This is a genomic window from Frankia sp. AgPm24 (genome assembly GCF_023243055.1).
Lineage (GTDB): Bacteria > Actinomycetota > Actinomycetes > Frankiales > Frankiaceae > Frankia > Frankia umida.
On sequence record NZ_JALKFW010000050.1, the window covers coordinates 1 to 1,991 of the forward strand.

A 1,991-nucleotide genomic window follows, 5' to 3' on the forward strand; every position below is an offset into this window, starting at 1 on the left:
CCGCCCCGGAGTCAGCCCGCCCAGAACCGCGTCATCCAGGACCCCGGCGGTGTGAATCACCCCGCTGAGCGGCACCGATGCTCCAGCGAGCAACGCCTCCACCTGATCACGATCAGCGACGTCGCAGGCCACGATCCGCACCTGGGCGCCGGCGGCCTGTAGCTCGGCGCGCAACCGTGCGGCTCCTTCAGCGGCTGGGCCTCGCCGTGAGACCAGCATCAGATTCCGGACTCCGTGTGCGGTGACGAGATGCCGGGCTACGAGGCCGCCCAACGTCCCGGTCCCACCGGTCACCACCACACAGCCGTCAGCCAGACCCTCCGTCCCGGTCGTGGAGGTCAGCCGCAGAATGTTCTTGCCGATGTGCTTGGCCTGGGACATGTGACGGAATGCGTCGCGGGCGTGGCGGACGTCCCAGACGGTCAACGGCAGCGGGGTCAGGTGCCCGGCCTCGAAGAGCCTGGTCAGATCCAGCAGCATCCGCTGGATCAGTGCCGGGTCCAGTTCATGCAGGTAGAACACCCGGTACGCCACCCCGGGGTAGGCGGCTTCGGTCTCGTCCTGGCGGCGGGCGTCGGTGACGCCCATTTCGAGGAACAGGCCGCCTCTGGGCAGGAGCCGCAGGGACGCGTCCGTCAGTCCACCGGAGAGGGAGTTCAGCACCACGTCCATGCCGCGTCCGCCGCTGACGGTGAGGAACCGCTGTTCGAAGTCGCCGTCGCGGGAGCTGGCGATGTGGTCCTCGTCGAGTCCGAGACTCCGCAGAAGGTCGTGCTTGGCGGGGCTGGCGGTGGCGAAGACCTCGGCACCGAGGTGCTGAGCGAGCTGGATGGCGGCCATGCCGACGCCTCCGGCACCGGCGTGGACCAGGACGGTGTCTCCGGCTCGGACGGTGGCCAGTTCGGTGAAGGCGTACCAGGCGGTCAGGAACGCGACCGGCATCGAGGCCGCTTGTTCGGGGGTCCAGCCGTCCGGGACCTTCACCAGATACCGGTGGTCCACGGCCGCCGTCGGTCCGATCACCATGCCGATACCGGTGACTTCGTCCCCGGGGACCAGATCCACGACATCGGGTCCGGCCTCCAGGACGACGCCCGCGCACTCGCCGCCCAGCCGCAGCCCCGCCCCCGCGATCGGAGGGATCATGCCCAGCGTGACGAGGACGTCGCGGAAGTTCACGCCGCAGGCGCGGATCCCGACCCGGACCTGCCCCGCCTCCAGCCGCTCGGACGCCGCCGGCCACGGAACCGCCGCCACCTCCTCGACCGTCGCCGCCGCAGACGCCGACAGCACCCACGCGTCGGCCGGCAGCTCCAGCCGGTCGTCGGCGGCGCGCATCAGCCTCGGGGTTTCGATCTGCCCGTCCTGGAGCCGGATCTCCCACTTGTCCGCCGCCACGGTGCGTCCGAACGATCCCGCGAGGTCCGCGAGCGCCACGGCGTCCGTGCCGGGGTCCGGTCGGCCGAGATCGGCGAGCAGGATCCGGCCGGGGTTCTCGGACTGGGCCGAGCGGGTCAGCCCGGCGACCGCGGCCGCCACCGGGTCGGCGCCCGCCTCCCGCACCGCCACGGCCAGCCGGGTTTCCCGCAGAGCCGGCTCGGTCGTGAAGGCCTGCAGCACCTCCAGCACCCGTGCCAGCACCACACGCACCCGCGCCGGCTCACCCGCGCCGGGAACGGCGTTGGACTCGGCGCTGACGGCGTCGGCGATCAGCGGGTCCGCATCCAGGATCAGCCACCCCGGTGCCTCCTCGCCCAGCGCCTCCAGATCCGCCGCATCCGTGATCACCGCGCCGATCTCCTCGTCCGCCGTCCCGGCGGCCGGAGTGGCGGTGTCACCGAAGGCCGGGACGGGGAGCGGGGTCCAGTCGACCGCCAGCATCAGCGGTTCGGCGCCCCCTCTCCCGGTGCCCGCGGCGGTGAGGTCGGCGGCGGCGACGGGCCGTGTGGTCAGGGCTCCCAGGGTCAGGACCGGGTCACCGGCCGTGTCCG

At 72.4% G+C, this 1,991-nt stretch carries 1 protein-coding gene; it reads right to left on the reverse strand.

Annotated elements, in window-relative coordinates; all coding sequences use genetic code 11:
* On the reverse strand, positions 1-1,991 hold a 1,991-nt coding region (locus MXD61_RS05550), incomplete at both ends, for an SDR family NAD(P)-dependent oxidoreductase (protein WP_248811769.1).